General features: G+C 71.9%; 6 protein-coding genes and 1 pseudogene. 6 read left to right on the top strand and 1 reads right to left on the bottom strand.

Features of this window, described 5'->3' with window-relative positions; translation table 11 throughout:
- Nucleotides 1–145 precede the first annotated feature (145 nt).
- Nucleotides 146–469: pseudogene (rpsA, locus tag J7523_RS11035) on the top strand (30S ribosomal protein S1); the annotation flags it as partial.
- A 235-nt stretch (nucleotides 470–704) separates the two neighbouring features.
- Here rpsA and J7523_RS11030 read toward each other — a convergent pair.
- A complete protein-coding gene (locus J7523_RS11030) occupies nucleotides 705–2,945 on the bottom strand; it encodes a glycoside hydrolase family 3 N-terminal domain-containing protein (RefSeq protein WP_291886200.1) in 2,241 nt (746 codons plus the stop codon).
- Nucleotides 2,946–3,170: 225 nt separating this feature from the next.
- Between J7523_RS11030 and J7523_RS11025 the strand changes: the two genes are divergently transcribed.
- The 5 genes from J7523_RS11025 to J7523_RS11005 all read left to right on the top strand — a co-directional run bounded on the left by J7523_RS11025 (nucleotide 3,171) and on the right by J7523_RS11005 (nucleotide 8,297).
- Nucleotides 3,171–3,590, top strand: a complete 420-nt coding sequence (locus tag J7523_RS11025; protein WP_291886198.1) for a VOC family protein — start codon at nucleotides 3,171–3,173, stop codon at nucleotides 3,588–3,590.
- 47 nt (nucleotides 3,591–3,637) lie between these two features.
- Entirely contained in the window at nucleotides 3,638–4,267 is a 630-nt protein-coding gene (coaE, locus tag J7523_RS11020; protein ID WP_291886196.1) for a dephospho-CoA kinase, read from the top strand.
- Nucleotides 4,264–4,902: a pyroglutamyl-peptidase I gene (gene pcp / locus J7523_RS11015; protein WP_291886194.1), complete on the top strand. Its 639-nt coding sequence runs from the start codon at nucleotides 4,264–4,266 to the stop codon at nucleotides 4,900–4,902. Before coaE ends, pcp begins: the two co-directional genes overlap by 4 nt.
- A 67-nt stretch (nucleotides 4,903–4,969) precedes the next feature.
- Complete coding sequence (gene uvrB / locus J7523_RS11010) at nucleotides 4,970–7,075, top strand: excinuclease ABC subunit UvrB (protein ID WP_291886192.1); 2,106 nt, start codon at nucleotides 4,970–4,972, stop codon at nucleotides 7,073–7,075.
- A gap of 217 nt (nucleotides 7,076–7,292) precedes the next feature.
- On the top strand, nucleotides 7,293–8,297 hold the full coding sequence (locus J7523_RS11005; protein ID WP_291886190.1) for a TerC family protein: 1,005 nt from the start codon (nucleotides 7,293–7,295) through the stop codon (nucleotides 8,295–8,297).

Below are 8,297 nucleotides of genomic sequence, written 5' to 3'. Positions count from 1 at the left end.
CCCCTGCCCCCGGCCCGATTAGGATGCTTTTGTCACAGCGGGGAGTCACAGCATGAGCGGTTTCGCGGTCAGCCGGCGGTCGGCATTGGCCTTTTCGATCGGCGGGCTGGCCGCGGCGGCGGGGCTGCCGCGCGCGGCATGGGCGGCGGCGGAGTACGACGAGGCCGGCAACTACAAGTACCCCGAGGGCTTCGACCCCACCACGAACGAGTGGCTGGAGGGCTTCGAGGCTCAGCGCGAGGTGTGGGAGGCGCAGTACGCGCAGGCCCACGAGCGCTGGGAGGCCCACCGCAAGCAGGTCGCCGACGCCGCGAAGGCGGACGCGGAGGCTGCGAGCGGTGCCGAGGTCGGCGGCGGCAGCAACGCGGCCGTGCCGTCGAGCTACTCGTCCTCGACCGAGGAGGCCACCGGCACCCTCGCGTCCGACGAGGCGCTCGCCGCTCTGCGCGAGAAGCTCACGGGCAACTGATCGCACCCGGGCGCACCGCCCGGGGAACGTCACGACGGGCCGGTCACCTTCGGGTGGCCGGCCCGTCGGCGTTCCAGCGTGCCTCCTGACCGCTCGTCGCGCGCTCCGCCGGACGACGGGCTGCACGCGGTCGCCGTCCGACGGCACCCGGGAGACGACGACGGCCGACCCCTGCCGCCGGCACCGGTGACCTGGTGCGGGCGGCCGGAGCCGGCCGTCGTCGTCCGCGGGAGCGTCAGCCCCCGACGGTGAAGTCGCCCCGGAGCAGCACCTCGTCGCGCGACGACGGCCCGACGAGCAGCGCGAACGCCCCGGGCTCGACGACCCGGCGTCCGCGGGCGTCGACGATGGTGCAGTCGGCCACGGCCAGCTCGAGGTCGACGGTCAGGGTCTCGCCGGGTGCCACGTCGACCTGCCGGTAGCCCTTGAGCTCCTTGGCGGCCCACGTCGCCGACGTCACGAGGTCGTGCAGGTACACCTGCACGGTCTCGCGCGCGGGACGGGTGCCGGTGTTCCGCAGCGTGACCTGGGCGCGGACGGTGCCGTCCACGCCCACGACGGGCGTGTGCACCTGCAGGTCCGCATACTCGACCGTCGTGTAGCTCAACCCCTCGCCGAACGCGAACGGCACGCGCTGCGTCAGGTCGGCGTACCGGTCGCCGTGCTGCCCCGGGATCTGGTTGTAGTACGTCGGCTGCTGGCCGGCGTGCGCGGCGAACGAGATCGGCAGGCGGCCCGACGGCTCGATCTGCCCGAGGACGAGCTCGGCGACCGCCTGACCGCCGCGCATGCCGGGGTTCGCGGCCCAGACGATCGCGGCAGCACCGAGGGCGGACGGCGGGAGCACGAGCGGCTTGGACGCCACGACCACGACGGTCATCGGCGTCCCTGTCGCGGCGAGCGCGTCGAGCAGCGCGACCTGCCCGCCGACGAGCTCGAGCGTCGCGGTGGACCGTCCCTCGCCGACGAGCTCGATGCGGTCGCCGACGACGGCGACGACGTGGTCGGCCGCCTGCGCGGCGGCGACCGCCTCGGCGATGAGCGACTCGTCCGGCGGCGACGGGACGACGACCTGCGGTCGCGGCTGCCCGTCGGGGAAGAACTCGCCCTCGGGGTCGGGCGCGAGCGTGAGGATGTCGGCGCCGCGGGCGTGCGTCACGGTCCACCCGTCGGGGACCTGCGCGCGGAACCCGTCGAGCACCGTGCTGATCATGTGGCGCGGGTGCCCGTCGGGGAGCCAGTCGGCCTGGCCGGACCGGCCGGCCCAGTCGCCGAGGATCGTGTCGGGGTCGTCCGCGTTCGGACCGACCACGGCCAGCGTGCGCGGACGGTCGGTGTCGAGCGGGAGGGTGCCGTCGTTCGTGAGCAGGACGAGCGACCGGCGGGCGACCTCGAGGTTGAGAGCGGTGTGCCCGTCGGCCGCGATGACGTCGGCCTGGCGGGCGGCATCCGGGCGGCGGGGGTCCTCGAACAGCCCGAGCTCGAACTTGAGCGTGAGGACGCGCGCGACGGCGGCGTCGAGCGCGGCCTCGTCGAGCAGGCCCTGCGCGACGGCGTCCTGGGCGCCGTCGAAGAACTGCGGCGTCGTCATGACCATGTCGTTCCCGGCGCGGACGGCAGCTGCGGCGGCGTGCGCGTGGTCGGGCTGGATGTGCTGCTCCCACACCATGCGGCCGACGTTGTCCCAGTCGGTGACGAGCGTGCCGGTGTAGCCCCACTCGCCCCGCAGCACGTCGGTGAGGAGCCATTCGTTGATCGTGATCGGCACGCCGTCGGTCGACTGGTAGCCGAGCATGAACGTGCGGCAACCCTCGCGGGCGACGCGCTCGAACGGCGGCAGGAACCACGACCGCAGCTTGCGGTGGCTGATGTCGGCCTCGCTCGCGTCCCGGCCGCCCTGCGTCTCCGAGTACCCCGCGAAGTGCTTGGCGGTCGCGAGGATCGCCGTGTGGTCGTCGAGCCCCTCGCCCTGGTAGCCGCGGACCATCGCGGACGCGAGCTCGCCGATGAGGAACGGGTCCTCGCCGAACGTCTCGTCGACGCGGCCCCAGCGCAGGTCGCGGGTGATGCACAGGACGGGCGAGAAGGTCCAGTGGATGCCGGTCGCGGCGACCTCGACGGCGGTCACGCGGGCGACCTGCTCGGCGAGGTCGGCGTCCCAGCTCGCGGCCATGCCGAGCTGGGTCGGGAAGATCGTCGCGCCCTCCCAGAAGGAGTGCCCGTGGATGCAGTCCTCGGCGACGAGCAGCGGGATGCGCAGGCGCGTGTGCTCCGTGACGTCGTGCGCCTCGAGGACGCGCTGCGGGGAGGCGTGCAGGATCGATCCGACGTGGACGTCCTCGATGAGGTGCTTGACGCCCTCGCGCGCGTCGAGCTGCAGCATCTGCCCGACCTTCTCGGCGAGCGTCATGCGCCCGAGGAGGTCGGTCACGCGCTCGGCGACGGGCAACGTCGGGTCGAGGTAGGGCAGGGGCACGTGCGGGTCCTCTCACGGCGGCGGTGACGTCGGGGCTCTGATCGGGTACGAATCGATTCGAACCGGCAGGTACGCCGGCAGCGTCCCTCATCGAGAGAGCGTAGCCGAGACTTACTAACAGGTCAGTAAGTCGTGCCTATCGATCGTGCGCGCCCAGCCCCAGCGTCCTCCCCGGTGGCACGCTCGTGCAGCGCGGTCCACCGTGGACGCCAGGAGGTGACCAGGATGGACGATGTCGTGCCCACCATCCGGCAGGTCGTGCTCGACACCACCGACGCGCGTGCCCTGGCCGAGTTCTACCGCGCGCTCTTCGGGCTCCGGTACCGGGACGGCGACGAGCCGCCCGCCGAGGGCGAGCCCGACCCGCGCGGCAAGGACTGGCTGGTGCTGCACGGCGGCGACGGCGTCCCGCTCGCGTTCCAGCAGGTCGCCGCACTGCCGGCCGCGACCTGGCCCGAGGGCCCCGTGCCGCAGCAGCTGCACCTCGATGCGACCGTGCCCGACGTGGCGGCGCTCGACGCCCAGCACGCCCGCGCGCTCGCGCTCGGCGCCCGGCTGCTCCGCGACCGCTCCGACGACCCGCAGGAGCCCCTGCGTGTGTACGCCGACCCCGCGGGGCACCCGTTCTGCCTGTTCGTCGGCTGACCGACGTCGGGCGGCGCGTCCGCCGCCGGGTCCGGCAGGATGGGCGGATGCAACGCATCGGACTCACCGGAGGGATCGCGGCCGGCAAGTCGGTCGCGGCGCAGCGTCTCGCCGAGCTCGGGGCTGTGCTGATCGACTCCGACGTGCTTGCGCGCGAGGCCGTCGCGCCGGGCTCCGCGGGCCTCGACGCGGTCGTCGAGGCGTTCGGTGACGGCGTACGCGCACCCGACGGCACGCTCGACCGGGCGGCGCTCGCGTCGATCGTCTTCGCCGACCCCGACGCGCGCGCGCGGCTCGACGGCATCGTGCACCCGATCGTGCGGCGGCTGTCCGCCGAGCGGGAAGCCGCCGCGGCGGTCGCCGACCACGGCGCGGTCGTCGTGCACGACATCCCGATGCTCGTCGAGACGGGGCAGCAGGACGCGTTCCACGTGCTCGTCGTCGTCCACGCGCCCGCCGTCCTGCGGGTCGAGCGGCTCGTGCGGCTGCGGGGGATGACCCGGGACGACGCGGAGGCGCGCGTCGCGGCGCAGGCGACCGACGACCAGCGGCTCGCCGTCGCGGACGTCGTGCTCGACGGCACCGGCAGCGACGCCGACCTGCGCGCCCAGGTGGACGAGCTCTGGGACCGGCTCGCGGCCGAGCGCGCCGACGAGATCGCGGCCGAGACCCCGTGACGCGGGTCCTGCTCACCGGCTTCTCGCCGTTCGACGGACAGCCCCTGAACGCCTCCTGGGAGGCCGTGGACGCGGTGCGGGCCGCGTGGGACGACGACGCGATCGAGCTCGTCGTCCGGCTGCTGCCGGTCTCGTTCCGGCGGGCCCGGCAGGAGCTGCGGACCGCCGTCGCGGAGGTCGCGCCCGACGTCGTGGTCTGCGTCGGCGAGGCCGGCGGGCGGTCGGCGGTCGGGCTCGAGCGGGTCGCGGTCAACGTCATCGACGCGCGCATCCCCGACGACGACGGGTCGGCGCCGGTGGACGTCCCCGTGATCGCGGGTGCGCCGGCCGCGTTCTTCTCGACGCTGCCCGTCAAGGCGTGCGCCGTGGCGGTCGCGGCGGTCGGGGTGCCGGTCGAGGTGTCGTCGACCGCGGGGACGTACGTGTGCAACGCGACGTTCTACGCCCTCATGCACCTGGCCGAGCGGCTGCCCGGGGTGCGGGCCGGGTTCGTGCACGTGCCGCGGCTGCCGGCGCAGGCGGGCTCCGGTCCCGCACTCGGGCTCGACGAGACCGCCCGCGGGCTGACCGAGATCGTGCGGACGGCCGCGACGGTCTCGCAGGACGTGCGGGTGGCCGCGGGCACGCTGTCCTGACGGTCGCGGGCCTGCCGACGGAGCGCGCGGGGGACCGCGTGTCGGTGGTGGCACGTACGGTGGACGCATGCGACCCGTGACCGAGCTCCAGCGCACCGTCGCCCCGTTCGAGGTCATCTCCGAGTACACGCCGTCCGGCGACCAGCCGACCGCGATCGCCGACCTCGCGCGGCGGATCAACGCGGGCGAGAAGGACGTCGTGCTGCTCGGCGCGACCGGCACCGGCAAGTCGGCGACGACGGCCTGGCTCATCGAGCAGGTGCAGCGACCGACGCTCGTCATGGCGCCGAACAAGACCCTCGCCGCGCAGCTCGCCACCGAGTTCCGCGAGCTGCTGCCGAACAACGCCGTCGAGTACTTCGTCTCGTACTACGACTACTACCAGCCCGAGGCGTACATCGCGCAGACGGACACCTACATCGAGAAGGACTCGTCGATCAACGACGAGGTCGAGCGGCTCCGGCACTCGGCCACCAGCTCGCTGCTGACGCGGCGCGACGTCGTGGTGGTCGCGTCGGTGTCCTGCATCTACGGCCTCGGCACGCCGCAGGAGTACGTCGACCGCATGGTCACGCTGTCGGTGGGCGACCAGATCGACCGCGACCAGCTGCTGCGCCGGTTCGTGCAGATGCAGTACACGCGCAACGACCTGGCGTTCACGCGCGGCACGTTCCGGGTGCGCGGCGACACGGTCGAGATCATCCCGATGTACGAGGAGCTCGCGATCCGTATCGAGTTCTTCGGCGACGAGATCGAGGCGATCGCGACGCTGCACCCGCTCACGGGCGACGTCGTGCGCTCCGAGCAGCAGATGATGATCTTCCCGGCGACCCACTACGTCGCCGGGCCGGAGCGCATGGAGCGCGCCATCGCCGGCATCGAGGCGGAGCTGGCCGACCGGCTCGACGAGCTCGAGCGGCAGAACAAGCTGCTCGAGGCCCAGCGCCTGCGCATGCGCACCACGTACGACATCGAGATGATGCGCCAGATCGGCTCGTGCTCCGGCATCGAGAACTACTCGCGGCACATCGACGGCCGCTCCGCGGGCTCGGCGCCGAACACCCTGCTCGACTTCTTCCCCGAGGACTTCCTGCTCGTCATCGACGAGTCGCACGTGACCGTCCCGCAGATCGGCGCGATGTTCGAGGGCGACATGTCCCGCAAGCGCGCGCTCGTCGACCACGGCTTCCGGCTCCCGAGCGCCACGGACAACCGGCCGCTGCGGTGGGAGGAGTTCGTCGAGCGCATCGGGCAGACGGTGTACCTGTCGGCGACCCCCGGGGACTACGAGCTGTCGATGGCGGACGGTGTCGTCGAGCAGATCATCCGTCCCACCGGCCTCGTCGACCCCGAGGTCGTGGTCAAGCCGACGCACGGCCAGATCGACGACCTGCTCGGCGAGATCCACGACCGCGTCGAGAAGGACGAGCGCATCCTCGTCACGACGCTCACCAAGAAGATGGCCGAGGACCTCACGGACTACTTCCTCGAGAAGGGCGTCCGGGTCCGCTACCTGCACTCCGAGGTCGACACGCTGCGGCGTGTCGAGCTGCTGCGCGAGCTCCGGCTCGGCGAGTACGACGTGCTGGTCGGCATCAACCTCCTGCGTGAGGGCCTCGACCTGCCGGAGGTGTCGCTCGTCGCGATCCTCGACGCCGACAAGGAGGGCTTCCTGCGGTCCGGGAAGTCGCTCATCCAGACGATCGGCCGCGCCGCGCGCAACGTGTCCGGCCAGGTGCACATGTATGCCGACCGGATCACTCCGGCGATGGAGATCGCCATCGAGGAGACGAACCGTCGCCGCGAGAAGCAGATGGCGTACAACCTCGCGAACGGCATCGACCCGACCCCGCTGCGCAAGAAGATCGGCGACATCACCGACCTGCTCGCCCGCGAGGACGCCGACACGGCCGAGCTGCTCGGCGGCGCCGGTCGTCAGGCGAGCCGCGGCAAGGCCCCTGTCCCGGGCTTCGGGTCGAAGGGCGGCCCGCGCGACGAGCGCACCCGGCTCACGGGTGCGGCGGCCTCCGAGCTGGCGGACCTCATCCACGACCTCACGGAGCAGATGCACGCCGCGGCCGGCGAGCTGCAGTTCGAGCTGGCTGCGCGGCTGCGCGACGAGATCAGCGGGCTCAAGAAGGAGCTGCGGCAGATGCAGGCGGCCACGGCCTGACGCAGCTCCGCGCCCGGCACAGGCGCGGCGTGGACGACCGGGGGCAACCTGCTCGTTCGTGGCCTATGCTGACCGCGGTTGAAGGGGAGTACCCCACACACGATCCTGTCGTCATCACGGACCCGTTCGCGGGGCCCGGCGCGATCGGTCCGCCGGACACCCGGCGGGCGGGGGAGACCTTCGGTATCGACGCACATCTCGAACCGGAGGTCTTGGCATGGATGTGTCCGGCTGGGTCTGGGCAGCGACGGCGGTCTTCGTCGTCGGACTTCTCGTCTTCGACTTCTTCGCGCACGTGCGCACGCCGCACGCCCCGTCGTTCTCCGAGTCGGCGCGCTGGTCGATCTTCTACGTCGTCCTCGCGCTCGTCTTCGGCGTCGTCGTCGGGATGGCGTGGGGCTGGGACTTCGGGACCGAGTACTTCGCCGGGTACATCACCGAGAAGAGCCTCTCGGTCGACAACCTGTTCGTCTTCCTCATCATCATGACGAAGTTCGCGGTGCCGAGGGAGTTCCAGCAGAAGGTGCTCCTGGTCGGCGTCGCGATCGCGCTCGTGCTGCGGACGGTGTTCATCCTGCTGGGTGCGGCGGCGATCGAGCAGTTCTCGTGGGTGTTCTACATCTTCGGGGCGTTCCTCGTGTACACCGCGGTGAAGCTGGCCCGGGAGCACCACGACCCGGACCACCCGGAGGACGAGAAGGTCGGCGAGGGCCTCGCCGTGCGGATGCTCAAGCGGTTCGTGCCGACCACGGACGAGTACCACGGGGACCGCCTGACCGTCCGCATCGACGGCAAACGGTTCCTCACGCCGATGCTGGTCGTGATGGTGTCGATCGGCGCGACAGACGTGCTGTTCGCGCTCGACTCGATCCCCGCGATCTACGGACTCACGCAGGAGCCGTACATCGTGTTCACGGCGAACGCGTTCGCGCTGCTCGGCCTGCGCCAGCTGTACTTCCTCATCGGCGGTCTGCTCGACCGCCTCGTCTACCTGTCGCAGGGGCTCGCGGTGATCCTCGGGTTCATCGGCGTGAAGCTCGTCCTGCACGCCCTGCACGTCAACGAGCTGCCGTTCATCAACGGCGGGGAGCCCGTCGAGTGGGCCCCTGAGATCCCGATCTGGCTGTCGCTCACGTTCATCCTCGGCACCCTCACGGTGGCGACGGTCGCGAGCCTGCTGAAGACCCGTCACGACGACCGCGTGTCGTCGCCCGAGAGCTGA

Source organism: Cellulomonas sp. (assembly GCF_017744555.1).
Lineage (GTDB): Bacteria > Actinomycetota > Actinomycetes > Actinomycetales > Cellulomonadaceae > Cellulomonas.
This window is presented reverse-complemented; position numbering and strand designations above follow the sequence as displayed.

Bases quoted from the DNA above. Each gene is read 5' to 3' on its own strand.
- J7523_RS11025 (WP_291886198.1), top strand. From the start codon at position 3,171: ATGGACGATGTCGTGCCCACCATCCGGCAGGTCGTGCTCGACACCACC.
- coaE (WP_291886196.1), top strand. From the start codon at position 3,638: ATGCAACGCATCGGACTCACCGGAGGGATCGCGGCCGGCAAGTCGGTC.
- uvrB (WP_291886192.1), top strand. From the start codon at position 4,970: ATGCGACCCGTGACCGAGCTCCAGCGCACCGTCGCCCCGTTCGAGGTC.
- J7523_RS11005 (WP_291886190.1), top strand. From the start codon at position 7,293: ATGGATGTGTCCGGCTGGGTCTGGGCAGCGACGGCGGTCTTCGTCGTC.